This window comes from Lactivibrio alcoholicus, from assembly GCF_055390895.1.
On the sequence record NZ_AP042471.1, the window covers coordinates 2028517 to 2052069 of the forward strand.

At 63.9% G+C, this 23553-nt stretch carries 20 protein-coding genes; 15 read left to right on the forward strand and 5 right to left on the reverse strand.

Translation table 11 applies throughout. The features are described 5' to 3' along the window. Window positions 1-23: 23 nt before the first annotated feature. From ACZ5IU_RS09360 to ACZ5IU_RS09370, 3 genes are all read left to right on the forward strand, one after another. The gene (locus ACZ5IU_RS09360; RefSeq protein ID WP_464416591.1) at window positions 24-800 is read left to right on the forward strand and encodes an NADH-quinone oxidoreductase subunit B family protein; all 777 of its coding nucleotides are present in this window, start codon (window positions 24-26) and stop codon (window positions 798-800) included. A 157-nt stretch (window positions 801-957) separates the two neighbouring features. Continuing rightward, a complete protein-coding gene (locus tag ACZ5IU_RS09365) occupies window positions 958-1722 on the forward strand; it encodes an IclR family transcriptional regulator (protein ID WP_464416593.1) in 765 nt (254 codons plus the stop codon). Between the two features lie 19 nt (window positions 1723-1741). Beyond that, window positions 1742-2902: a pyridoxal-phosphate-dependent aminotransferase family protein gene (locus ACZ5IU_RS09370; RefSeq protein ID WP_464416595.1), complete on the forward strand. Its 1161-nt coding sequence runs from the start codon at window positions 1742-1744 to the stop codon at window positions 2900-2902. A 139-nt stretch (window positions 2903-3041) separates the two neighbouring features. Here the strand turns inward: ACZ5IU_RS09370 and ACZ5IU_RS09375 are convergent, their stop codons facing one another. From ACZ5IU_RS09375 to ACZ5IU_RS09385, 3 genes are all read right to left on the reverse strand, one after another. After that, window positions 3042-4874 carry a HEAT repeat domain-containing protein gene (locus tag ACZ5IU_RS09375; RefSeq protein WP_464416597.1) on the reverse strand — a complete coding sequence of 611 codons (1833 nt, stop codon included), beginning with the start codon at window positions 4872-4874 and terminating at the stop codon, window positions 3042-3044. A gap of 13 nt (window positions 4875-4887) precedes the next feature. Next, the gene (locus ACZ5IU_RS09380) at window positions 4888-6621 is read right to left on the reverse strand and encodes a hypothetical protein (RefSeq protein ID WP_464416599.1); all 1734 of its coding nucleotides are present in this window, start codon (window positions 6619-6621) and stop codon (window positions 4888-4890) included. A gap of 229 nt (window positions 6622-6850) precedes the next feature. Continuing rightward, window positions 6851-8578, reverse strand: coding sequence for a hypothetical protein (locus tag ACZ5IU_RS09385; protein WP_464416601.1), 1728 nt, complete (start codon window positions 8576-8578; stop codon window positions 6851-6853). A 375-nt stretch (window positions 8579-8953) separates the two neighbouring features. Between ACZ5IU_RS09385 and ACZ5IU_RS09390 the strand changes: the two genes are divergently transcribed. The 11 genes from ACZ5IU_RS09390 to ACZ5IU_RS09440 all read left to right on the forward strand — a co-directional run bounded on the left by ACZ5IU_RS09390 (window position 8954) and on the right by ACZ5IU_RS09440 (window position 20209). Continuing rightward, entirely contained in the window at window positions 8954-9082 is a 129-nt protein-coding gene (locus tag ACZ5IU_RS09390) for a hypothetical protein (RefSeq protein ID WP_464416603.1), read from the forward strand. 4 nt (window positions 9083-9086) lie between these two features. Next, window positions 9087-10514, forward strand: coding sequence for a sodium:solute symporter family protein (locus tag ACZ5IU_RS09395; RefSeq protein WP_464416605.1), 1428 nt, complete (start codon window positions 9087-9089; stop codon window positions 10512-10514). 252 nt (window positions 10515-10766) lie between these two features. After that, window positions 10767-11555 carry an IclR family transcriptional regulator gene (locus tag ACZ5IU_RS09400; protein WP_464416607.1) on the forward strand — a complete coding sequence of 263 codons (789 nt, stop codon included), beginning with the start codon at window positions 10767-10769 and terminating at the stop codon, window positions 11553-11555. 8 nt (window positions 11556-11563) lie between these two features. Beyond that, entirely contained in the window at window positions 11564-12988 is a 1425-nt protein-coding gene (locus tag ACZ5IU_RS09405) for a dihydroorotase (protein WP_464416609.1), read from the forward strand. A 43-nt stretch (window positions 12989-13031) separates the two neighbouring features. Then, window positions 13032-14426 carry an allantoinase AllB gene (gene allB / locus ACZ5IU_RS09410; RefSeq protein ID WP_464416611.1) on the forward strand — a complete coding sequence of 465 codons (1395 nt, stop codon included), beginning with the start codon at window positions 13032-13034 and terminating at the stop codon, window positions 14424-14426. 1 nt (window position 14427) lies between these two features. Then, window positions 14428-15099 carry an aspartate/glutamate racemase family protein gene (locus tag ACZ5IU_RS09415; protein ID WP_464416613.1) on the forward strand — a complete coding sequence of 224 codons (672 nt, stop codon included), beginning with the start codon at window positions 14428-14430 and terminating at the stop codon, window positions 15097-15099. Between the two features lie 31 nt (window positions 15100-15130). Then, window positions 15131-16153 carry a DctP family TRAP transporter solute-binding subunit gene (locus tag ACZ5IU_RS09420; RefSeq protein WP_464416615.1) on the forward strand — a complete coding sequence of 341 codons (1023 nt, stop codon included), beginning with the start codon at window positions 15131-15133 and terminating at the stop codon, window positions 16151-16153. Window positions 16154-16264: 111 nt separating this feature from the next. Next, window positions 16265-16771, forward strand: a complete 507-nt coding sequence (locus tag ACZ5IU_RS09425) for a TRAP transporter small permease (RefSeq protein WP_464416617.1) — start codon at window positions 16265-16267, stop codon at window positions 16769-16771. 13 nt (window positions 16772-16784) lie between these two features. Then, window positions 16785-18068 carry a TRAP transporter large permease gene (locus ACZ5IU_RS09430; RefSeq protein WP_464416619.1) on the forward strand — a complete coding sequence of 428 codons (1284 nt, stop codon included), beginning with the start codon at window positions 16785-16787 and terminating at the stop codon, window positions 18066-18068. 55 nt (window positions 18069-18123) lie between these two features. Continuing rightward, window positions 18124-19017: a dihydrodipicolinate synthase family protein gene (locus ACZ5IU_RS09435; RefSeq protein ID WP_464416621.1), complete on the forward strand. Its 894-nt coding sequence runs from the start codon at window positions 18124-18126 to the stop codon at window positions 19015-19017. Continuing rightward, entirely contained in the window at window positions 19004-20209 is a 1206-nt protein-coding gene (locus ACZ5IU_RS09440) for a hydantoinase/carbamoylase family amidase (protein WP_464416623.1), read from the forward strand. The genes ACZ5IU_RS09435 and ACZ5IU_RS09440 overlap by 14 nt, the downstream gene beginning before the upstream one ends. A 70-nt stretch (window positions 20210-20279) precedes the next feature. On the opposite strand, the gene codA is transcribed toward ACZ5IU_RS09440, so the two are convergent. Further along, on the reverse strand, window positions 20280-21608 hold the full coding sequence (gene codA, locus ACZ5IU_RS09445; protein ID WP_464416625.1) for a cytosine deaminase: 1329 nt from the start codon (window positions 21606-21608) through the stop codon (window positions 20280-20282). Next, a complete protein-coding gene (codB, locus tag ACZ5IU_RS09450) occupies window positions 21605-22924 on the reverse strand; it encodes a cytosine permease (RefSeq protein WP_464416626.1) in 1320 nt (439 codons plus the stop codon). The genes codA and codB overlap by 4 nt, the downstream gene beginning before the upstream one ends. Window positions 22925-23187: 263 nt before the next feature. Between codB and ACZ5IU_RS09455 the strand changes: the two genes are divergently transcribed. Then, window positions 23188-23541 carry a hypothetical protein gene (locus tag ACZ5IU_RS09455; protein WP_464416628.1) on the forward strand — a complete coding sequence of 118 codons (354 nt, stop codon included), beginning with the start codon at window positions 23188-23190 and terminating at the stop codon, window positions 23539-23541. The last annotated feature ends 12 nt before the right edge of the window (window positions 23542-23553 follow it).

Genomic DNA, 23553 nt, shown 5'->3' on the forward strand with positions numbered 1-23553 from the left:
CCGGATGACGGAGGAAACGGGACATGATCTATAACATCTTCCGAACGAGATTCATCCAGGGGCATCAGACGATGCCCTACCCGGCCGGACCGGCGCCGGCCATGCCCGAGCGCTTCGCGGGCCTTCTGCGGCTCGACCGGTCCCGTTGCGCGGGGTGCGACGGCCCCTGCGTCGACGCCTGTCCGACCGGCGCGATCCTCCGCGACGGCGGACGACTGCGCTTCGACCTCGGACGCTGCGTCTTTTGCCGCGAATGCGAACACGCTTGTCCGAACGGCGCCATCGCGTTCGGGAAGGACTATCGCCTCGCGTCGTCCTCGCGGGAGGGACTTGTCGTCAGCGGAGCGAACGGCGAGCCGAACCCCGCGCCCGCCGCGCTGAACTCGGACGCGTCGGGGCTCTACGGCCGCGTCTTCTCGCTCCGCGTCGTGAGCGCGGGCGGTTGCGGCGCGTGCGAGGCGGACACGAACGTCCTGAACACGCTCGCGTGGGATCTGGGACGCTTCGGCGTGTCGTACGCGGCGTCGCCCAGGCACGCCGACGGCATGCTGCTGATCGGCCCCGTTCCGGAAAACATGGAGTACGCCGTCCGTGAAACATACGACGCGATTCCCGACCCGAAGTTCGTCATCGCGGTCGGAACGTGCGCGATATCGGGCGGCGCGTACGCGTCCCGGCCGGAGTGCCTCGCCGGACGCGCGCCGGTCGTCCCGGTCGATCTCTTCATCCCCGGCTGCCCGCCGCACCCGATGACGATCCTGGACGGCATCCTGCGGTTCCTCGGGAAAACCCGGGACTGACCGCTTCCGGAGGAACGTGATGTCGTGTCGCCCGCCTGCATGCGATCGCAGGCGGGTTTTTTTTTCATCGAAATTCGGCTCTTGACATAACTGGATTCGGTAGGGTAGCATACGGTCGTGTTCGCGGTGCGAACAAAAAATCCGACAGGTGAAAAATATGGAAGACCAGAATTCCTCGATACGGGTTCTCGACAGGGCGTTTGCGATCCTCATGTACATGGCTGACGAAAAGCGCCCCGTCGGCGTGACGGAAATAGCCGCTGCGACCGATCTTCCGAAGGCGACGGTCTATAGGATTCTCTCCAGCCTGGAGAACATCCGCGCCGTCATCACCCGGGGGCGCGAATACGCGGTCGGACCGACGATGCTGCTCTTCGCGGACGCCTACAGGGTGCGGACGGTGATCTCCGAAGTCGCCCATCCGTTCCTTCTCGACCTTCGCAACGATACGAAGGAGACGGTGCACCTGTTCGTGTTCGAGAGCGGAGAGCTGTTCTACCTCGACAAGCTGGAGAGTCCGTACCAGGTGCGAATGCATTCGCGCGTCGGCGTCCGGGGCTCCCTCACGAACCTGTCGGCGGGGAAGGCGATCATCGCGAGCCTCTCGCCGGAAGACCGGAAGGGACTGGGCGAGACGATCCCGGCCGAGCTGTTCTCCGAGATCCGCGACATACAAAAACGCGGCTACGCCGTGGACGACGAACAGAACGAGGCCGGGTTGCGCTGCGTCGGCGCGGCCGTCACGGACGAACTCGGAAGGCCAGTCGGCGCGGTGAGCATATCGGCGCCGGTCTATCGCTTCCCCTCGTCCATGGTTCCCGAACGCGGCGAGATGGTGCGAACAACGGCCCGCGCGGTCTCCGACGCGCTGCGTTCATTTCAAAAAACGCCGATACCTGTGCCCATACGGGCGCAGCAATAAAGAAGGGGGCAGAAAAATTATGCTGGCAACGAACAAGCTCGTCATGATACCGGGACCGACCCCGGTGGTGCGCTCCATCCAGGATCAGATGGCGCGGGAAACGGTGGCCTTCGGAGACGCGGCGTTCGTCGCGGACTTCCGGGACGTCCTGACGGACATGAAGGCGATGTGGAAGTGCTCGGGCGAGGCGTTCGTCGTCGCGGGATCGGGCACGATGGGCATGGAAATGGCCGTCGCGAACGTCACGAAGCGCGGCGACAAAATCCTGATCTGTTCCAACGGGTTCTTCGGCGACCGCTTCATCGACATGTGCAAGCGCAAGGGGCTCGAGACGGACGTCCTGTCCGTCGAGTGGGGGACGACCGTGACGCCGGAACTTCTCGATTCGAAGCTCTCCGCGAAGAAATACGACGTCGTCACCGTGACCCACGTCGAAACGTCGACGGGCGTGGCGGCTCCGGTCGCGGCGATCGGCGCGATGCTCAAGAAGAAGCACCCCGACGTTCTCTACATCGTCGACGGCGTGGCCGCGACGGGCGGCGTCGAGCAGTACGTTGACCCGATGGGGATCGACATCCTCCTGTCCTGCTCCCAGAAGGCCTTCGGCGTGGCGCCGGGACTCGCTCTCCTGTGGGCGAGCGAGCGGGCCGTCGCGAAGCGCAAGTCGATGCCCGACATCCCCGAGTCCTACGTCGACTTCGAGAAATGGCTTCCCGTCATGCACGACCCGAGCAAATACTGGGGAACGCCCGCGATCAACCTGATCTGGGCCCTCAAGGAATCCATCCGGATCATGAAGGCCGAGGGACTCCAGGAGCGCTTCGACCGTCACGCGCGGCAGGCCGCGATGTTCGACGCCGCGCTCGAATCCATCGGCTTCGAGGTCGCCGCGAAGAATCCGTACCGTGCGCCGACGCTTTCCGTCTACCTCTATCCGAAGGGCTCGAACCTCGACGACGCGGCGTTCCGCAAGGCGCTGGCCGAAGAGGGCGCGCAGACTGCCGGCTGTCTCGGCGCGTACGCGGGCAAGGGCTTCCGCATGGGACACATGGGCAACGTCGACAAGCACGTTCTCGTCTCCGCGATCGCCGCGGTCGAGCGCGCGTGCGTCAAGTGCGGCTACGCGATCGAATTCGGCAAGGCCGTCGGAACGCTCCAGAAGGGGCTCGTGAAGGAATAGCGCATCCTCCGGAGGAACAGAGAGCCTCCCGGTGAAACGCGGATACAACGTGCTTCCCCCTGAATGCGACGAGGGCCCTCCTGGTTTCCGGAGGGCCCTCGTCGCGCTTTTTCTTGGCCGCGTGGACGCGGTCCGCGCGTTACGGCGTCTTCGGCGCCTTCGAGAGCGTCCGGCGCAACAGGTCGAGGTTCTGCGCGTCCTGCTCGGTTTCGAGCAGGCGCTGTAATGTGTCGCGCGCGGCCGGGAACGAGTCCGCCCCCTTCGCGAGGGCGCGGATCATCTCGCCCCGGACGAGGGCGTTCTGTTCTTTCGGGGCGCTTTCGGCGATCGCGGCGAGCGCATTGTCGTCGGGGCCGCGCTGGGCGATGCTTCGGACGACCGCGCCGCGCACCTCGGGCGTCTTCTCGTTCGCGAGCGACGAGAGCAGCAGCTCCCCTGTCCGTGCGTCCGGCATCCGACGGAGCGCCGTCGCGGCAGCCGCACGGGTCGCCGCGTTCTCCGACGCGAGATAGGACTGGATGCGTCCCGCGACGGCCGGATCGCCGGTGTTTCCGAGCGCCTTGAGCGCGACGCGGAGGTCCGGCCCCTCCTTTTCGGGGATCGCCGAAAGAAGGTCCGCCGTAACGGAGGACGCCGCCGGGTCGTCGTTGGTCCGCAGCGTCGACGCCATGGCGCCGAGCGCGAGAAGGGCCGTGCGCGAGAGGTCGGCGATTTCGGGGCCGCCTTCCTTCCGCGCGATCGACAGGAGCCCGTCGCGCGCTTCGGACGTCGGATGCGCGACGCCGCCCAGGGCGATGATCGCACGGAGCGCGTTCATGTGCGACGCGCCCGGATCCGCGGCGATCTCAAGAAGAACCGTCTGCGCCGCGGGCGTGTCGCTCGTTCCGAGAACGTCCATGAGCGCGGCCTGCGTCGCGTCGTCCGTTCCGGGAGCGAGAATGCGCGCCTTAACGGCCGCCGCGAGTTCCGGATGTTCGCGGAGCTGCGCGATCAGGTCGTCGAACGTCTCCCGGTTGCGGCGGTCGAACCGGGAGAGGGACGCTGCGAACCGCGTCGCTGCTTCATTCGCGTCGCCCGAGGCGGGGGCCGTATCGCCCGAAATGGCGACGAACGTTCCCGCGCCTGTCGAAGGCTCCGCAACGCGGCCGGCCTTTTGCATCGCGACGATTCCGGCGAGCGTGGCCGGAATGTCCGGCGCCCCGGGAAGCGTCTTCAGGGAGAATACGAGCGTCGTTGTGAGGAGCGGCGACCCGCCGCTGAACGCGGCGAGGGATTCGCGGCCCTCGGCGGACTGGAGCCACAGCGTCGGCGAGAGGCGTGCGACCGTTTCCGACGCGAGAACGTCGACGCGCATCGGCGCTGGAAGCGCGAGGTAGCGCGTCTTGCGCTTGCGGATCGCGCCGTCGGACGTCCGTTCGTACCGGGCCTCGTACGGCCCGGTCGCGTGTTCCTCGCGCACGGTCCACGAGGCGGCGTCGCCCGAAACGACGATCTGCAGGGCCCGGAGCGCTTCCCCGAGGACGGTGCGTTCGTTTTCGGAAAGCGTCGGGGAGAGGCTGACCGATTCGATCGTTCCGTTTTTGCCGAAGAGCGCGGAGAAGGGGAGCGAGAATCGGTCGCGCATCTCGGGGCGGACTTCGCCGAAGAGCGCGCACGAGACCGGGAAGAGGCGCAGGCCCGCGAGAACCGAGCCGGCGTCGGTCGAAAGAACGCGAACGTTCAGGACGCCCGAGAGATGGAGCGTCGGAGGAACGGGAGCGTCCGAAGACGCTCCCGTCATAATGGCGCTCGTGATGTCGATTTCGTAGCGTGCGCCGCTTCCCGGCGACCAGGCGAACGCCGCCGCGGTTCGGGATAGTTGCGGTCGCTCCGGCGACGCTGTCGGAACGCGGACGCCCGCTTTCCCGTTGACGAAAACCGCAATGGCCGCGATCAGCAGAAACGATGCGATAACGACGCTGCGACGCCGCATGGAGTGCGCGCCCCTACTTCAGCGGCACGGTCACGGACTGGCGCCTGTCGAGCAGCGTGTCGGTCTTCGAGTACGTCGACCAGCTCACGAGGCTCCAGTCCTTGGTGTTCCAGCCGCACGGATAGGGGATGACATGCCACTTCCAGCACGTCTTCGGCCACTGGACGTAGATCACGAGGCCGCCGTTCGGGCCGGAGAGCGTGTAGCCGATCGTCTCGTCGAGCGTCCCCGTGAGCTGCGTCGCGCCCGCGTCGGCCGCGATGGTTCCGCCGAGCTTCGTATCGAAAGAACAGCCGATCAGGTAGAGCGTTCCACGGATGCCGCCCTTGGCGACGACGAGGTTGACGGCCGCGGATGCGTACGCGCCGACGTCGACGAACGGCGACACGGTTCCCTCGAATTTCGAATTGACGCTGACGGTCGCCTTGATGCCGAGCGCGCCGCTCGCTCCCGCGCTCACTTCGACCGGAACGATGCCGATCACGAACGTCTGCGAGTAGCCCATGTTCTTCTCGATCTGCCATGTCTTCTCCCACTCGAATCCCGCGTTGCCGCTCTGGCTGTAGAGCGTGATTCCGGCGAACTCGACGTCGAGGTCGAACGCGGAATCCGTCGGCAGGATCGGGTTGTAGTGCGCGTCCGACGTGATGCCGAGGAAGTCGAACGTGTGTCCGAGGACCGTCACGGGCAGCTTTCCGGAGACGGACGCCCCGATGCCGTTGAGCCCGAACCAGGCCTTGCCGAGGAAGTCGAGGTTCGCCCCGAAGTACTGGTTGTCGAAGCCCTTGGTGAAGCTCGTCTGGAAGTTCAGGCCGGCGTTGCCCTTCGATGCGACGGGGGAGCCCGCATAGACGTTCACGGGCTGCACGAGTTCGTTGTCGTTCGCGCGGGCCGCGAGCGTCAGGGCGTTCTCGTTCTCGTCGACCGCGTCGAGCGGATCGATGACGATTTTCACATTGGTCGAGGTCTTCCCTTCGAGCCGGGTGAGAACCTCCGGCGGGACGAGAAGATCCAGCATGACCGATTGCAGGACGTTCGCGTCGAGCGTTGAAAGAACCAGGCTGTTTCCGAAGGCCTTGCCCGCGGAATTCCAGATGCGGACGGGTTCGTACCCGGCGGTCGTCTCGACGTAGGCCATGATGTCGACGTTCGAAGCGCCGTGCGCGACCGATTCCACATCGACGGTCAGGGAAATGTGGTCGCGACGGTTCCCGTCGCCGAGTTCCTCGTCGTGCGAGATCACGAGATACGGGGAATGGGCGCGGATGGCGTGAACCACGAGGTCCGGCTTCCCGTGGTTCGTGTCGACGGTGACGGCGACGTCGCGGGGCGCTTCGTACGCGATGTCGTCCGGCAGCGAGGTTTCGAGCGGATCGACGTGAACCAGGAGATTGTAGGTTCCCGCCGGGACGTCGTCCGAGAAGACGAACGACTGCGCGTAGATATGCTCTCCGGATGAAACGACGGGAATCGTCGCGCTGCCGAAGTGATAGCTGTCGATCCGCTGCGCCGCTTCGTCCTTGCTGATAAGGTAGTACGACATTCCGAGGCCGTTCAGATCCGCGTCGCTGCTCAGCGTCACGGACAGAGAGATCTCCTGCCCCTTTTCGACCGTTTTGGCGGTGAGAAGCTCCACGGAACCGACCGCGACCTGCGACCGAGGCGCCGGATCGTCGCCGGCGCCGCACCCTCCGAGGACGAAGACGAGTTGCAGGAGCAGGAACCAGACCAGATACTTTCTGTGCATGAACATGCTGCCTCCCCTGTATGGAATATGGAAGAACGGAAAAAAACGCTCCGGCGGCGCGCGGGGATCGTCGTCGATCCGCATGCGTCGCCGGAGTCTTCAAAAGTATACATACCGCGTCGCCCCCGGATCGTCAAGGCGCACAGGCGCGTAAATACAGTCGCGCGAAAAAAAGCCCCCCGGGACGCAGCGCGTCCCGGGGGCCCCTTCAGCGTTTCACTCCCGGGCGCTATTTCAGCGGCACGGTCACCGACTGGTGCTTATCGAACAGCGTGTCGGTCTTCGAGTAGGGCGACCAGCTCACGAGCGTCCATTCCGCGTCCTTCGTGCACGGTTTGCAGATGATCCACCACTTGCAGCACCACGGATACCCGACATAGATCACGATCTCGCCCTTCGGACCGGTCAGCGTGTAGCCGACCGTCCCGTCGAGCGTTCCGGTGAGCTGCGTCGCGCCCGCGTCTGCGGCGATCGTTCCGCCGAGCGTCGTTCCGAGGTCGAACTTGATCAGGTGGAGATTCCCCCGGACGCCGGCCTTCGCGACGAACGCGTCGACGCCCGCGGAGACGTACGTTCCGATATCGACGAACGGCGACACGGTCCCGTTGAAGGCCGAACCGACGTTCACGGCCGCCCTGAAGCCGAGGGCTCCGCTCACGCCCGCGCTCACCTTGACCGGAACGATGGCGATGACGAAGCGCTGGTCGAACCCCTTGCTCTTCTCGACCTGCCACGTCTGCTCCCACGTGAATCCCGCGTCGCCGTGTTTGGAGTACACCGTGGAGCCCGCGAACTCGACGTCGAGGTCGAAGCCCGAATCGGTCGGCGCAACGGGGTTGTAGCGCGCGGAAGATGTCACGCCGAGGAAATCGAAGGTGTGGCTCAGGACCGTCACGGGCGTCGCGCCGGACACCTCCGACCCGATTCCCTTCCCGGAGAACCACGCCTTGGCGCGGAAATCGACCTTCGCGCCGAAGAACCTGTTGTCGAATCCCTTGCTGAAACTCGTCTCGAACGTGGCGCCGCCTTCGCCTTTCGGCGCGACGGGCGTCCCCGCGAAGATATTGACCGGCTCGACGAGTTCGTTGTCGTTCGCGCGGTCGTAAAGAACCATGAGATCTTCGTTCTCGTCGACGGCGTCAAGCGGGTCGACGACGATCTTCACGTTCGTCGTCGTCATTCCGGCCAGTCTGGCGCGGACATCTTCCGGCACGAGAAGGTCCAGCGCGACCGACTGAACCGAGTTCGCGCCGAGCGAGGGAATCGTGAAGGTCTCCGCGAAGACGCCGCCCGTCGGATTCCAGATCCGGACGGGTTCGTAGCCCGCGGTCGTCTGGATATAGGCCATCGCAGTCACATTCTCGGCGCCGTGCGCGACGGATTCGACGTCGATCGTCGCGGAGAGGTTGTCGCGCCGAACGCCGTCGCCGGTTTCGTCATCCTGTAGAAGGATAAGATACGACGAATCGGGGCGGATGTCGTGAAGCACGAGGTCCGGCTTGCCCTGGTCCGTCCCGATCCGCGCCGTGATGTCGTCCGGCGCGAAATACATGATGTCGCGGGGCAGCGTCGTCCCGAGGGGGTCCAGGTGGACCGCAATGTGATACGTTCCGGCGGGGACGTCGTCGGAAAAGACGAAGCTCTGGATGTACGTGTTTTCCCCGGACGCGACGGCCGGGATGACCGCGCCGCCGAAGTAGAACAGCTCCGGCTCTCCGGCTTCCTCATCCCCGCTGACGAGGTAGTACGCAACCGCGAGATCGGCGAAGTCCGCGTCGCTGCTCAGCGTCACCGACATCGCCGTGACGCTTTTCGGTTCGATCGTTCCCTCCTGGAGGACGTCCACCGATCGCACGGAAACGTGCGACGGCGGAACTGAGTCGCTCCCGCCTCCGCACCCTCCGAGGACAAAGACGAGCTGCAACAGAAGAAGCCATGCAAGGTGCTTTCTGAACATGAACGCGATCCCTCCCTGATTGATGGAATTCTGTGCGGCGCCGGAAAAACGGCAGTGCGAAAATTTCTCAAGATTTTCTATAGATATACATACTCCGACGCAAAGAGAACGTCAAGGCTACTCGCTCCTGCATATATAAGCGTTCCGTGTTTTTAGGAAAAGTTGACGTTCGATTGCATGACTTTTATAATGAGTCACAAATATAAAGACGTTGTCTTAATATGTGAGACAAGCTTGGCCTGAAGATCTTTTTTCTGAAAAGGGGGGATTTTGGGGGACGGACCGACAGACAGACGAAGATTCAAGGGCGTCCTTCGGGGAAAGCGGATAGGAAGTCGCGCGCACCTGTTTCGTTCGCAAGGAGGGGGAAAACACATGGACGTCATACCGAACTCTCTGCTGCTCTTCTGGGTCTTTTTCGGAGTCATCTGCATCTTCCCGGCGGTTTACGTCGGCGTGAAGTACCGCGGAAAAACACAAAACGCGCAGAAAGCGGGGAAATAACGCCATGGAGTTCATCGTCAGCATCGTCGGCTTTCTCGTCGTTCTGTTTCTTGTCGGCGTGGCGGTATCGAAACGCATCAAAACGGAAGAAGACTGGTTCGTCGCAGGGCGGAACCTTGGCATCATCCCGCTTGTCGGCACGTACTTCGCAACCATCGTGAGCACTGTTTCCGTCGTCGGATATCTCGGGTATTACTACAAGATGGGATGGGGCGGATGGTGGAACTGGGCCGGAACGGCCCTCACCTCGCTGATCGCCGCCATGTGGTTCGCGGAACGGCTTCGCAGGTTCGGCCAGGTCACATTGCCCGATTTTCTCGAAGCCAGATACGGCCGCGCCCATAGCATCTTCGGCGGAGTGATCATCCTCATTGCAATGCTGTTCTTCACGTCGGCGCAGCTTGCCGGGTCCGCGCAGGTCGTCGTTACGTCGTCAGGCGTCGACAGGACGACGGCGATCGTCGTCATCGGCCTTGTCTTCATCATATTCACGGCGCTCGGTGGCATGGAGTCCGTGGCCTGGACGGACACGTTCTGCACCGTCGTCATTCTCGCCGGGATCTGGCTGCTGATGTTCCGGGCGGTCGGAGCGGCGGGAGGCGTGGGCGAAATCCACAGGACGCTCGCGAAGATCAAACCGACGGCGCTCGACCCCTTCGCGGGAGGCGGAATCACGGTCGGAGTCGCGATTTCGTGGATCCTCACCTGGGGAATCGGGAACTTTGGAGCCCCGCAGTTCAGCACGCGCATCTACTCCGCGCGGGATCCCGAAACGGCGGCGAAGAGCATGGGATACACGACGATAAGCTTTCTCTTCTTCTATCTGCCCCTGATGCTCATCGCCCTTGCGGGCATCATTCTCTTCCCGGGAATCGAAAAAGGCGACGCCGTCGCTCCGATGATGATCGGAAAACTCATGTCTCCGTGGGCTGCCGGGCTCATCATGGCGGGCGTCCTCGCAGCGGCCATTTCGACTGCGGACTCTGTGCTGCTGCTTGCCGGCACGACATTCGTCCGCGACATTCTCCAGAAGTTCTCGTCCAGGAACTATACATCGAAAGAGCTTCTCAAAATATCCCGTATCGCGACGCTCGTCATCGGGTTCCTCTCGATCGGATTCACGATCTATACAACCGAAAGCGTCATGTGGATTCAGGCGAACATGGTCGGCGTCATGGGGTCTACCCTTTCCGTCGTCGTGCTTGCCGGGTTCGCGTGGAAACGGGCCAACAGCCAGGGCGCGCTCGCTTCCATGATCGTGGGGCTGCTGACCGCGATCGCGTGGTACGCGCTTGGAAAGCCCTTCGGCTGGTTCCCGATTCTTCCGTCGCTTATCACCGGGACGATAACGCTCGTCGTCGTGAGCCTTGCGACGCCGGCCCCGTCGAATGCGGTGACGGACCAGTTCTTTTCCGGCGGACGGGAAATCTGACACGCCGGAACGCGATGAACCCCGGTTCGTCAGGGAACCGGGAAAGGCTTCGTTCCCGACGGCGCGTATGAATCGGATTCACGCCTCACGGGAGACGTCACGGACCTCGGCCGGTCTCGGTATGGGACCGGCCGTTTTTTCACCCGGCCGCATTCCCCGGAAGAATCGTTGACATCTGACGGACAATCCGATACAATGCAATAGACAATTAGACACAGTCTCGATATGCAAGACAAAAATGGAGGGAGCGGAATGGATCCGTCCCGGTATCTGAACCACTCCATACAGCGCGCGTTGCAGATCCTCGAATTGTTCAGCCGCCACACCAGCCCGCTCGGCGTTTCCGAGATCAGCCGCATCGTCGGAATCCACAAGAGCACGATCCACCGTCTCGTGATTACACTGGAACACGCGGGGTGGCTGCTTCGGGTTCCGGGGACGGACAAGTACCGCCTCGGACTCAAGGTCCTGGCGCTCGGACGCATCGTCGACCGGAGCATCACGTCCTGTTCCGCCGCCCGGCCGGTTCTCGAGGAGCTTGCCGCGGACACGGGCGAGACGGTCATCCTCACGATGTCCGACGAGGAGGGGGCCATCTGCGTCGACAAGATCGAAACGACGCATCGCCTCAAGATCTCTTCCGAACTCGGGCAGCATTTCCCGCTGCATGCAGGGGCGACCGGCTTCGCCGTTCTCATGTGCATGCCCGAAGAACGCGTCCGGCAGATTCTCTACGAAAAACCCCTCAGGGCGTTCACGCCGAAGACGATCACCGATCCGGGCCACGTCTTCGAGAAGTATCTCGAGCGACGGCAAAAGGGCTACATCGTCGCGTCGGGCGAGGTCGATCCCGGCGTTACGGGAATCGCGGTTCCGGTTTATTTCCCGTTCGAATGCTCCTGCGGCAGCGTCGGCATTACGCTGCCCGATAACCGCGCGACGGGAGAGACGCTGGAAATTCTCGTCCAGAAGGTCCTGGACGCGGCCGAAGAGATCCGCAAACGCGTGGATCTGACGCAGGCTCCCGCGGAAGGAGCGTAGCGGATTATATGGCCCCGGTCCTCGATCTGCTGATCCGGAACGCGACCGTCGCCTGCCCCGGAGGCGTTTTCCGGGGCGCCGTCGGGATCCGGGACGGCCGGATCGCGGTTCTCTGCGACGGCTCCTGGCTCCCGCAGGCGACGGAGCGGATCGACGCGCGAGGCGCGCTGCTCCTTCCCGGCGGGATCGACACGCACGTTCATCTTCGCGAGCCCGCCTGCCCCGAACGGGGCGGTTTCGCGACCGAAACGGCCGCCGCCGCCGCCGGCGGCGTCACAACGATTCTTGAAATGCCCATCTCCGCTCCGCCCCAGTATTCCGCCGCCATCCTCAAAAATCGCATCGACATCGCCTCCCGCGCTTCGCTCGTCGATTTCGGCTTCTACGGCGGCGCCGGAGCGGAGCATATCGACCGCATCCCCGAACTCGCGGCGGCGGGCGTCGTCGCCTTCAAGACCTTTCTGTTCCGCGCGCCCTCGGGCCGGGAGGCCGAGTTCGAGGGGATCCTGTCCCCTGACGACGGCGTCCTGCTCGACGTGTTCAAGGCGGTCGCGAAGACCGGGCGGATCTGCGCCGTTCACGCCGAAAACGACGACATCATCGGCGCGGCGACGAAGCGCCTTCGCGCGGCCGGACGGACGGATTTCGCGGCGCACGGCCTGTCGCGCCCCCCGCTCGCCGAAGTCCGGGCGGTCGAAAAGGTCCTGCGCTATGCGGGCGACGCCGGTGCGCGCGTGAGCGTCTGCCACGTCTCGACCCCCGGCGCGATGGAGCTGATCCGCGGCGCGAAGCGCGCCGGGCGCCCCGTATACGCCGAAACCTGCCCGCAATACCTCTTTTGCTGCGAGGATGACGCGGCCGCGTTCGGCCCGTACGCGAAATACAACCCGCCGATCCGCGACCGCGTCTCGATGGAGGGGCTCTGGCCCTTCCTGACGGACGGAACGGTCGACTACATCGGCAGCGATCACGGCCCGTTCCTGCCGGAAGAGAAGGAGCCCGGCCTTTCGGACATCTTCCGGGCTCCCGCGGGCGGCGTGGGGTTCGAGGAACGCCTGCCGCTGCTGCTGACGGCCGTCCGCGACGGACGGCTCGCCTTCGACGCGTTCCTCCGCTGCACGGGCGAGCGTGCGGCGCGCACGTTCGGCCTCTATCCGCGAAAGGGCGTCATCGCCGTGGGAGCGGACGCGGACCTTGTCCTCGCGGATACGGAGCACCCCTTCGTTCTGGACCGGAAGCGGATGCTCACGAAGGCGCGCGAAACGGCGCTGCTCTACGACGGACGCGAGGTCGTCGGGCGCGTGCTCGCGACGTGGGTGCGCGGAAGATGCGTCTATTCGAACGGTTCCGCCGACGCGACGGCGCGCGGGTGGGGGCAATGGCTCCGTCACTCCGGCGCGGAGCGGTCGGCGAATGCGGAATACATGAATTGAACCCCCGCTTGTGTCGGGGACGAGGAGGTACGGAAGAGAAATCATGAACACGGTTGATCTTGTCATACGCAATGCGAAGGTGTATTCGAACGGAGAGCTGGTTCCGGGCGGCGCAGCGATCGACGGAGGGAAGATCGTCGCGATCGGCGACGATCGTTTCCTCCCTGCCGGACGGGAAGAGCTGGACGCGGGGGGCAAGGCGGTCCTTCCCGGTGTTGTGGACTCGCACATGCATGTCCGCGATCCCGGCCACAGGGAGCGCGGGACGTTCGTGACCGAGAGCATGGCCTGCGCGAGCGCGGGCGTGACGACGTTCCTGGAGCATCCGATCTCCTGCCCGCCCCCCTATTCGCCGGAGATCCTGCAGAGGCGCAAGGATTCGGCGACTCCGCAGTGTCTCGTGGACTACGCGTTTTTCGGCGCGGCCGGATCGGAGTTCACGGACGAGATCGGACGGGTCGCCAGGGAGGGCATCGTCGCATTCAAGACGTTCCTCCACGAGGCCCCCGAGGGGCGTGACGAGGAGTTCCGGGGCCTCACGATGGCCAACGACGGCGCGATCCTCGACGGATTCGCGGCCGTCGCGAAGACGGGCCTGATCCTGACCGTCCACGCCGAGAACAACGACATGATCCAGCGCCTGATCAGGAAGTTCCGGGCCGAAGGCAAAACCGGCTTCGAATATCACGCGCTGTCGCGTCCCGAACTGGCCGAAGTCGAGACGGTCGAGAAGCTCATCAGGTTCGCGCGCGAGACCGGAACGCGCGTCGCGTTCGCGCACGTCTCGACGCCCGAGGCGATGGAACTGATCGTCCGCGCCAGGCGCGCGGGGCAGGAGGTCTACCTCGAGACCTGCCCGCACTACCTCTTCCTCACGGACGAGACCATCGCGAAGATCGGCCCGTTCGCCAAGGGCAATCCGCCGCTCCGGAGCCGCGAATCAATGGAAAAGCTCTGGGACTACGTCCGCGACGGATCGGTCGACTACATCGGCAGCGACCACAGCCCCTTCCTGCTCTCCGAAAAAGAGAAGGGTCTGAAGGACATCTTCACGGCCGCGGCCGGTTCGCCGTGCGTCGAGATGTCGTTGCCGCTGATGCTCACGGCCGTCCGCGACGGCAAGCTGACGCTGAAACGCTGCGTCGAACTCATGAGCGAGAACGCGGCCCGGATCTTCGGGCTCTTCCCGCGAAAGGGGATCCTCGCTGTCGGCGCGGACGCGGATCTCGTCGTCGTCGACATGGACAAGGTCTGGAAGGTCTCGAACGACGACCTCGTCACGCACGCGAAGGCCATCGGAACGATGTACAACGGAATGGAACTCATCGGACGGCCCGTGCACACGATCGTCCGCGGGCGGATCGTCATGCGCGACCGGAAGGTCGACGCGTCCGCGCAGGGCTGGGGGAAATGCCTGACCCCCGAGCGGAGCCGCTGAGATGCGGATTCTGCTCATCAACCCGAACAGCGACGCGGCGATGACGGACGCGATCCGCCGAAAGGCGGAATCGTTCGCGAACGGGGAGTACGAGGTCGTCGCGGTCTCGACGCCCGGAGCGTCGAAGTTCGTCGCGACGTACGAGGATCACGCGAAGGCCGCGCCCGGAATGGCCGACCTCGTGCGACAGCACCAGGATGAATTCGACGCGTTCGTCATCGCGTGCCACGGCGATCCGAACATGGACCTCATGAAGGAGATCACGACGAAGCCCGTCGTCGGCATCGCGGAGGCCTCGATGAAGATCGCGACGATGCTGGGGCACAGCTTCACGGTCATCGCGCCCGTCGAGCACAACGTCCCGAACAAATGGGCGCTGATCCGCAAGTACCACCTCGCGGACGACTGCGCCTCCGTCCGCGCCCCGAAGCACGGTGCGACCGGGACCGAAGAGGAGAAGCTTATCGAGGTCGGGCGCCGCGCGCTCGCGGAAGACATGGCCGAAGTTCTCGTCCTCGGCTGCGCGGGCTTCGCGGAACTCGACAAGCGCATGGAGCGGGAACTCGGCGTCCCGGTGCTCGACGGCGTGGTCTGCGCGCTCATCGTCGCGACGGGACTCGTGAAATACGGCGTATCCATCAGCAAGCAACGGCGCTACAACCCCGTGTTCTAGCGCCGATTACCCAAAGGAGGGGACACAGAGAATGAACAGAAAGTCGATAGTGAAGGCGCTGGTTTCCGGAGCGTTGTTCGTCGCAATGACCGCGGGAACGGCGTCCGCGGACGTCCGGCAGATGTCGCTGGGGCATACCGGGCAGGACATGAACATCTTCAGCAAAGCCGCGAAGATGTTCGGCGAACTCGTCGAAAAGGAATCCGCGGGCGCGATGAAGGTCAACGTCATCGGAGCGGGAGCGCTCGGCAACAACCGCGAGGGCATCGAACAGATCCAGATGGGCGTCACGGACTTCTGGGTCATCAGCACGGGGCTTCTCGCGCCCTTCAGCAAGGCCGTCGCGATCTACGACCTTCCGTACCTCTTCAAGAGCGCCGAGGCGGGCATCGCGTTCTTCAACAGCGATCTCGCGCTCGAAGTGGCCAAGCCCCTCGAAGAGAAGGGCATCAAGGCCGTGGGCTACATGACGCAGGGGTGGCGGCACATCCACTCCAACAAGCCCATCAAGACGCCCGAAGACCTCAAGGGCCTGAAGATCCGCACGATGTCCACGCCGATCCACATGGAGCTGTTCAAGGCCATGAACGCGAACGCGATCCCGATGGACTTCTCCGAGGTCTTCACGGCGCTGCAGCAGGGCGTCATCGACGGCGGCGAGAACCCGTTCGAGAACATCAAGGCGCAGGGCTTCTACAAGGTCCAGAAGTACATCACGATGGACGGACACGTCCTCGATCCGATGATGCTCGTCATCTCCAAAAAGACGTGGGATTCCCTCAGCGACGATCAGAAGGCCGTCGTCATGAAGGCCGCGAAGGCCGCCTGCGCGTGGGACCAGGAAAACGTCCTCGCGGCGAACCGCAAGGTCATGGAGGAGTTCAAGGCCGCCGGAGCGCCCGGGATCGTCGAACTGACGGCCGAGCAGCGCGCCGCGTTCCGCAAGGCCGCGCAGAAGGTCTACGACGATCACATCAAGGAAGTCGGCGAGGATATCTACACGAAGGTCATGGACTTCCAGAAGGACTTCAAGGAAGTTCCACCCCAGAACTGATCTCGACGCACCCCTTTCGACGCCGGGGGAGATCCCCCTCTCCCCCGGCACACTATATCCTCGCCGGATGACGCCGCACGCAAACCGGCCGGGGAAACGGGAGTGAGTTCCATGAACGTTTTCAAGTGGATCGACGCGTATCTCGAAGAAGCCGTCACGGTCGTCCTCTTCTCGATCATCACATTCGTCGGTATCCAGCAGGTGTTCACGCGGTATCTCATGAGCTTCGTCTACGGCTGGGCCGAGGAGCTCATGCGCGTCTGTTTCGTCATGCTGTGTCTCGTCGGCTTCGCGCTGTGCGAGAAGAAGCTCCAGCACGTCAGGGTCGAAATCCTCAAGCTTCTCGTCGGACCGAGGACGCAATGGTTCCTCGATCTCGCGTCGTCGCTCGTCTTCGTCGGATTTTCGGTCCTTCTCGTGCGCTATTCGGTCATCATCACGGAGATGCAATACTCGAGCGGGCAAATAACGCCGGCCATGAGCCTGCCGACATGGTCCTACTTCGTCGTGGGGCCGGTCGCGTTCGGGCTGCTCGTGGTCCGGATCGTACAGCGGGAGATTATCCCGCTTCTCGCGCGGCGGAAGACGGTTTTCGCGTCTCCGTCTCCACGCGGATAGGAGGGGAGAGGACATGCTCCTCGCGGTTTTCGGAACGATGTTCCTTCTGATGCTCGTCGGCGTCCCCATCGCCGTCTCGATCGGCGTCAGCAGTCTCGTCTTCTCGGCGTGGATGCCGGGCGGCATCGACCGCGCGATGATCCTCACGGCCCAGAAGATGGTCACCACGGCCGATTCCTTCACACTGCTCGCGCTGCCGTTTTTCATCCTCGCCGGAACGCTCATGAGCAACGGCGGCATCTCGAAAAAGCTCACCGACCTTTCCGAAGCCGTCGCGGGCGACTTCCCCGGCGGACTCGGAATCTCCGCCGTCGTCGCGTGCATGTTCTTCGCGGCCGTCTCGGGATCGGGCCCCGCGACCGTCGCGGCGATCGGGGCGATCATGATCCCGGCGATGAACGAACGCGGCTACGACAAGGGATTCACGGGCGGGCTCCTCGCGTGCGGAGGCGGCATCGGCGTCCTGATTCCGCCGTCGATCCCGATGATCGTCTACGCCGTCACGACCGGCACCTCCGTGACCGACCTCTTCATCGCGGGCGTCGTTCCGGGGCTTCTCGTCGGCGTCGCCCTCATGGTCCTGACCTATTTCATGGCGAAGAAGCGCAACTACGTCGGCGCGCCGCGGCAGGGAGGGGCGCTCTGGGTCGTGGGGCGCTTCTGGGACGCGAAGTGGGCGCTGCTCATGCCGATCATCATCCTCGGCGGAATCTATTCGGGCGTCTTCACGCCGACCGAGGCCGGGGTCGTCGCTGTCGTCTACGCGATCGCGCTCGGGTTCATCACGCGCGGGCTGTCGCTTTCGGGACTCTGCAAGGCGATGGTCGAAGCGGCCGTCATCACGGCGTCGTGCCTGATCCTGATGGGAGCGGCGGGAGCGTTCGCGAAGTTCCTCTACGTCAAGGACGTCCCGGGAATGCTCGCGAACCTCATCACGTCCTTCACGAGCAGCAAGGTCGTGATTCTGCTCATCTTCAACGTGATCTTCCTGATCGGTGGAATGTTCATCGATACGCTCTCGAATATCGTTCTCTTCACGCCTCTGCTCATGCCGCTCGCGACGAGGATCGGCCTCGATCCGATCCACTTCGGAATCCTCATCGTCGCGAACCTCGCGCTCGGAATGGTGACGCCGCCGATGGGCGTGGACCTCTTCGTCGCGGCCAACATCCTGAAGACACCGTTCGAAAAGGTCCTTCGGGGCTCGATTCCATTCATGCTCGCGAACCTCGTCGCCGTTCTCCTTATCACCTACATTCCCGCACTTTCCCTCTGGCCATTGCAGTTCTTCAGGTAATACAATGACATACAGGCGGACACCCGCACAGAATCGCTAAGGAGGACTATCGAAGATGAAACGGATCACCGGAATTTTCGCACCCGTAGCGACGCCCTTCACGAAAGACGGAGAGATCGACTGGGGCGCGTACGCCGAAAACATGGCGTCGTACGATAAGACACGGCTTTCGGGACTCGTCTCCCTCGGGAGCAACGGCGAGTTCACGATGCTTTCGTTCGAGGAAAAAGTCGCGCTCGTCACGGCCACCCGCAAGGGGCTTTCCTCCGGAAAGACCGTCATCGCCGGAACGGGCTGCGAATCCCTCAGGGAAACCATCGCGCTCACGAAGGCATGCGCGGACGCCGGAGCCGACGCGGCGCTCGTCGTCACGCCGAACTACTACAAGAAGGACATGACCGACGCCGCGCTCGAGAAGTTCTTCGCGATGGTCGCGGACGCGTCGCCGATTCCCGTCATGCTCTACAACATGCCCGGAAACTCCGGCGTCAATATCCCGTCGGCGCTGACGATCCGCCTTTCGAAGCACCCGAACGTCACGGGAATCAAGGATTCCGGCGGAAACATCGTCCAGATCGCGGAAGTCCTGGCCGGAGTGGACGAATCGTTCTCCGTCTTCGCCGGGTCGGGCAGCTTCCTGATGGCCACGACGCTCCTGGGCGGCGTCGGCGGGACGCTCGCGCTCGCCAACGTCGTGCCGGACCGCTGCGTCGACCTCTACGAAGCGTGCGTCGCGCGCGACATCGACAAGGCCCGCAAACTCCAGCTCGACCTCATGGCGCTCAACGCGGCCGTCACGGCGAAGTTCGGCATCGGCGGCATGAAAGCCGCCATGGAAATGGTCGGCTACAGGGGCGGCCTGCCGCGTCTCCCGATCCTTCCCGCGACGGACGAAACGAAAAAGGCCATCCGGGCAATTCTGGAGCGTCTCGGCGTTGCCGTCCGGTAAGGGCTTCTCGCTCGACGGCGGACGGCTGGTTCGTAACGTCTCGGCCCTCGGCCGCATCGGCTGGAGCGGGAACGGACTGAACCGGACCGCCTACAGCGCCGCGTATGCCGAAGGCAGGGACTCCGTCCGTTCGCTCATGGAATCGGCCGGGATGGCCACGAGGATCGACAGGGTCGGCAACCTCTTCGGCTGGTACGAAGGGACCGAGCCCGACCAGCCCGCCATCCTCGCCGGGTCGCACCTCGACTCCGTCCCCGGCGGAGGAATCTACGACGGGGCCTACGGCGTCCTTGCGGCGTTCGAGGCCGCGCGCGCCGTCCACGAATACGCGCCGCACACGCGGACCATCGAAATCGCCGCGTTCACGGCCGAGGAGGGCGGCGAGCTCGGCGGAACGTTCGGAAGCCGCTCCTTCGCCGGAATGGCGTCCGAAACGCCGCCGCTCGCGCTCGAACACGTGGGGCTCACGGCGGATGACGTCGCCGCCTCGAAGGCGGACTCCTCGCGCTACGCCGCGTACCTCGAACTCCACATCGAACAGGGACCGACGCTCTGGAGGAGAAAAATCGCGATCGGCATCCCGACCGCGATCGTCGGTATCACGCGCTACGAGGTTACGGTCACGGGAGAGGCGAACCACGCGGGCACGACGCCGATGAAGGAGCGCCACGACGCGATGCGGACCTCGGCGCGGATCCTCGACCGATGGTTCGCGTCGATCGGGGAAAGGACGGACATGGTCAGCACGGTGGGCGTCTTCCGGCTCGAACCCGGCGTCGCTCCGGTCGTTCCGGGAACGGCCGTCTTCACGCTCGAGCTGCGGTCCACGGAAGACGCGATCACCGCGAAGGCGGCCGACGAATTCCGTTCGCTGCTGTCGGCCGATACGGAATGTTCGGGAGCGATGCGGCTCATGGTCGCCAAGCCCGCCGTCCGCCTCGACAGCGTCATGCAGGACGCCATCGAGGGGGCGTGCCGCGACCTCGACGTCGCGTGCGTCAGGATGCCGAGCGGCGCGTCGCACGACGCGAGCCCGATCGCGCACGTCATCCCGACGGGAATGATCTTCGTGCCGAGCGTTCGCGGCATCAGTCACTCGAAAGACGAATACACGGCTCCGGATGACCTCGTTCGGGGCGCGGAGGTTCTTGCACGGACGATCCGAAGGATCGACGCCGGAATCACGCTCTGAGGCCGGCGGATCGAAGAAAAACGGGGAGAAAAGACACGCGCCGCCTTCGTAAAGAAGGCGGCGCGTGTCGTCATCGTCCCCCGGGGGTTCTTCCGGGGGACGCTCCGACCGGTCCGGACGCGCGGAAGTCGACATCCCTGCGAAAACCCGCGAAATCGAGCGACCGTCGCGCGGGAACGGTCCGAAGCGCCACTGCGCCGCCGCGAATCACGAAAAGGCATTCGCTGCCCAGCCGGATCGCGTCGAATTCGTTTTCCGCGTCGAACACAACGAGATTCGCCGGCCTGCCCGGCGCGATGCCGTAGCGGTCCTCCACCTGAAGGGTTCGGGCGGAGTTGTCCGTGATCATGTCGAAAAGCGCCCCGATCTGCCCGAAACCGCTCATGTGAGCCGTGTGCATCAACAGATTCGCGGCCTGGAGCATCGAACCTTTCCCCATAGGGTACCACGGGTCCATGATCGAATCGTGTCCGATGCAGACGTTCACGCTCCGCTCCGTCATTTCGTCGACGCGTGTGTGCCCCCTGCGGCGCGGGTAGCCGTCGGTACGGTTCTGGAGCACCGAATTGTCGAACGGATTCGTGATGAAGTTCATCTTCGCGCGCTTCGCGACGCCGAGAAGCTTGAACGCGTAGTCGTTGTTGTAGTTGTGCATGGCGGTCGCGTGGCTCGCGGTCACGCGCTCTCCCATTCCGCCCGCGATCGCGAGCTTCGCCATGACCTCGACGAATCGCGACTGGTCGTCGCCCGTCTCGTCGCAGTGGATGTCGATCATCGCGCTGTGCCTTTCGGCCAGAGCGAAGGCGAATTCGACGTCACGCACGCCGTCCTCGCGCGTGAACTCGTTGTGGGGGATTCCTCCGACCACATCGGCCCCAATGTCCATCGCCCGACGCATCAGTTTTTCGCCGTCGGGAGTCGTGAAGACGCCGTCCTGCGGAAACGCGACGATCTGGATGTCGACGAGATCCTTCACGCGATCCTTCACCTCGAGAAGCGCCTCGACCGTGAGCAGCTTCGGATCGGTCGCGTCCGCGTGCGTCCGGATGAACTGGACGCCGTTCGCGAACTCCCAGAGGACGGCTTCGACGGCGTTGTCGACGATGACCTGCCGCGTGAGTCCCGACTTGCGTTCCCCCCAGATCCGGATTCCCTCGAGCAGCGTACCGGACTCGTTGTATCGCGGATCACCGACCGAAAGCGCCGCGTCGAGGTGCAGGTGCGGATCGCACAGGGGAGACGTCGTCAGATGTCCCGCCGCGTCGATCTCCTCGCGCCCCTTCTCTTCGAGCGCCGGACCGACCGAGCGGATGACGCCCCCGTCGATGCCGATATCGCGAGGTTCCGTGCACCACCGAAGGCGTGCGTTTCGTACCACGAGATCCATCATGCGTTTCATTCCTCCTTCGCGTCGCACCCGGCGGAAAGCGACTTCTCGCGGTCCGAAACCCGAACGGAACCCGAGAAGAGTCGATCGGCGGCGACATAGATAACCGCGGCGGCGATGATCGCGTTCAGGGGGGCGATGCAGAAAACTCCGCGGGCGGGGGAGACGGACGAGACGCCGATCGCCGCGGCCCATGCGATCATGGCGGCCCAGTTCACCGAGCGGAAGGATACGTCATTCAGTGAAGGGCAGCGTCCCCTCCGTCGGAGGAAGAAATCTCCGATGAGAATGCCGCCGATCGGAGGAAGGGAAACGCTCAGGAAGACGAGCCACCCCGTGAAGTTGTTGTAGAGGAAGTCTGCCAGGAAAGTTCCCGTCGTTCCAGCGACGACGGTGAGCCGCGCGCGCCTGCCGCCCGTGATGTTCGCGAGCCCGAGTCCGGAGGCGTAGAGCGCGTTGTCGTTCGTGGTCCAGATATTCAGCGCCAGAAGCGCGATGCCGCCGCCGAGGAGCCCCTGCGCCGCCAGAACCTCGGACATGTCGGCAAGACCTGTGGCCATGGCTCCGATCGCGCCGAAAAAGAACATCAGGCTGTTGCCGAACGTGAACCCGACGACCGTGGCGCCGACGCCGCCCGAACGACTGCGCGAGAAACGCACGAAATCCGGCGTCAGCGTCGCTCCGCTGATGAACGACCCGACGCCGAGGGCGATCCCTTGCGCGAAAGACAGTGGCTTCGTCGGCGTTATCGCCGCGAGGGCGGTAATCCCGCCCGCGTCCAGAAACGCGTGAGTCATCGACCAGAAGCCGAGGAAGACGATCGCCGGCACGGCGATCCAGCTGATCCATTCGATGGCGCGGAACCCTATGACCACGGTCGCGGTCATCAGGATGCCTCCAATCGCGATGAGCGGCATGACCGGCACGCCGGTGAGCCTGTTGATGGGGTAGGCGAACATCGCGACGCCGACGCCGAACCAGCCGATCTGCGTGATCGCCAGCATGAAGGACGGCAACTTCGACCCGAACACGCCGAAAGCGTAGCGGGCGAGAACGTGAGTGGACAGATTCGTCGCCGAGGCCGCATATCCGAGCATCGCGCCGTAGACGCCGAGTATCAGGTTCCCCGCGAGCACCGTGACCACGAGATCCGGCCAGAGACGAAAACTCGTTCCGAGCGTCCCGCCCGTCCACATGCTCGCGGCGAAAAAGGTGAACCCGAGCATCACCATCGAAATCGAGAAAAATCCCCTGCGTTCGCTCTCCGGCACGGGCGTCAGCGCGTAATCCTCGCGCGAGCCCGCGGCGGGTTCTTTCCCTTCGCTCATTCCGTCTTCACTCCTCGTCTATCCCGGGGATGCGTCCCCATTCCGTATACCGACGGAATATGATATCACGCCGCCACGCACCGGGCGGAACGCGGAATCCGAGCGATCCTTCAAGAGGAAAGGGATATTATGATGGAAAATAGAGAAATTTCCTGCATTTTTCAATGGAAAAAACGGGGCTCTTCGGGGACAATAGCCGGAAAGGGACAAAACGCCAGATCGGGGGGATACCACGGGGTTCTCCACCGGATGCGGAGGCGGACATGAGAAGCATTCCCTGTGGAATAGGCGAATACATCGCCTGGTGCCTGTCGAACTACGAAACGAACCGTGCGCGCATCGGACATACGCGGCTGGAACTCAGGCGGCTGCAGGACGACCGGTCGCTCACGACGGAAGAACGCTTCTCGGCGGCCTCCGAAATCGAACAGGAAATCCATGTCCTGCAGATGCGCACCGACCCGGTGAATATCCTCCGACGCGGTCTGGAGAACGAAAACGAGGCGGACATTCTCGACATCCTCGATGGGATGATCGGGGGATCCGTGGGGGAGCATCCGCTGAAGCGGAAGCTCCTTCTGAAGGCATGCGACCACTTTTTCCCGACGGGAGTGTGAGGAAAATACTTC

Coding starts and splice junctions, on each gene's coding strand:
- ACZ5IU_RS09395 (WP_464416605.1), top strand. CDS start 9,087: ATGGAGTTCATCGTCAGCATCGTCGGCTTTCTCGTCGTTCTGTTTCTT.
- ACZ5IU_RS09455 (WP_464416628.1), top strand. CDS start 23,188: ATGAGAAGCATTCCCTGTGGAATAGGCGAATACATCGCCTGGTGCCTG.
- ACZ5IU_RS09435 (WP_464416621.1), top strand. CDS start 18,124: ATGAAACGGATCACCGGAATTTTCGCACCCGTAGCGACGCCCTTCACG.
- ACZ5IU_RS09390 (WP_464416603.1), top strand. CDS start 8,954: ATGGACGTCATACCGAACTCTCTGCTGCTCTTCTGGGTCTTTTTCGGA.
- ACZ5IU_RS09400 (WP_464416607.1), top strand. CDS start 10,767: ATGGATCCGTCCCGGTATCTGAACCACTCCATACAGCGCGCGTTGCAG.
- ACZ5IU_RS09405 (WP_464416609.1), top strand. CDS start 11,564: ATGGCCCCGGTCCTCGATCTGCTGATCCGGAACGCGACCGTCGCCTGC.
- ACZ5IU_RS09415 (WP_464416613.1), top strand. CDS start 14,428: ATGCGGATTCTGCTCATCAACCCGAACAGCGACGCGGCGATGACGGAC.
- ACZ5IU_RS09365 (WP_464416593.1), top strand. CDS start 958: ATGGAAGACCAGAATTCCTCGATACGGGTTCTCGACAGGGCGTTTGCG.
- ACZ5IU_RS09385 (WP_464416601.1), bottom strand. CDS start 8,578: ATGTTCAGAAAGCACCTTGCATGGCTTCTTCTGTTGCAGCTCGTCTTT.
- ACZ5IU_RS09360 (WP_464416591.1), top strand. CDS start 24: ATGATCTATAACATCTTCCGAACGAGATTCATCCAGGGGCATCAGACG.
- ACZ5IU_RS09375 (WP_464416597.1), bottom strand. CDS start 4,874: ATGCGGCGTCGCAGCGTCGTTATCGCATCGTTTCTGCTGATCGCGGCC.
- ACZ5IU_RS09420 (WP_464416615.1), top strand. CDS start 15,131: ATGAACAGAAAGTCGATAGTGAAGGCGCTGGTTTCCGGAGCGTTGTTC.
- codA (WP_464416625.1), bottom strand. CDS start 21,608: ATGAAACGCATGATGGATCTCGTGGTACGAAACGCACGCCTTCGGTGG.
- ACZ5IU_RS09425 (WP_464416617.1), top strand. CDS start 16,265: ATGAACGTTTTCAAGTGGATCGACGCGTATCTCGAAGAAGCCGTCACG.
- ACZ5IU_RS09430 (WP_464416619.1), top strand. CDS start 16,785: ATGCTCCTCGCGGTTTTCGGAACGATGTTCCTTCTGATGCTCGTCGGC.
- codB (WP_464416626.1), bottom strand. CDS start 22,924: ATGAGCGAAGGGAAAGAACCCGCCGCGGGCTCGCGCGAGGATTACGCG.
- allB (WP_464416611.1), top strand. CDS start 13,032: ATGAACACGGTTGATCTTGTCATACGCAATGCGAAGGTGTATTCGAAC.
- ACZ5IU_RS09370 (WP_464416595.1), top strand. CDS start 1,742: ATGCTGGCAACGAACAAGCTCGTCATGATACCGGGACCGACCCCGGTG.
- ACZ5IU_RS09380 (WP_464416599.1), bottom strand. CDS start 6,621: ATGCACAGAAAGTATCTGGTCTGGTTCCTGCTCCTGCAACTCGTCTTC.